The 468-nt window shown below is 34.6% G+C and carries 1 protein-coding gene; it reads left to right on the plus strand.

Translation table 11 applies throughout. The features are described from left to right. A partial coding sequence (locus ACRRVB_RS05025; protein WP_432466102.1) for an Rpn family recombination-promoting nuclease/putative transposase occupies nucleotides 1-468 on the plus strand: 468 nt, incomplete at both ends.

Genomic DNA, 468 nt, shown 5'->3' on the forward strand with positions numbered 1-468 from the left:
TAAAGAGAAATTAGAGTTAACAAATAAAAGCTATGTAGATCCAGTTGGGAGAAGAGGAGAATCTGATTTAGTATTCAAAACCAATATAAATGGTAAGGAAGGGTATCTGTACATTATTTGCGAACACCAGTCTACTGAAGATCCGTATATGCCTCTAAGGTTTCTAGAATACAACGTTCAATTACTTCGTCAACATCTAAAAGAGAACGGGAACGTACTTCTTCCGGCTATATTAAACATATGCATATATAATGGTAAGAATCCCTATAAAGGTTCTTCTAGTTTACTCTCTATGTTCTCTGATCCTGATCTAGCAAAATCATGTATGTTGGATAGCTTTCATTTAGTAGACTTGTACAGCACATCAGAAGATGAATTGCTTAGCTATAAAAAGGCTGCTTTTGCGGCTATGGTACTAAAACAAGGCATTTATAGAGATTTTAAGCAGTGGTTTTCTGATCATATACA

Source organism: Candidatus Cardinium hertigii (genome assembly GCF_050864855.1).
Classification (GTDB): Bacteria; Bacteroidota; Bacteroidia; order Cytophagales; family Amoebophilaceae; genus Cardinium; species Cardinium hertigii_C.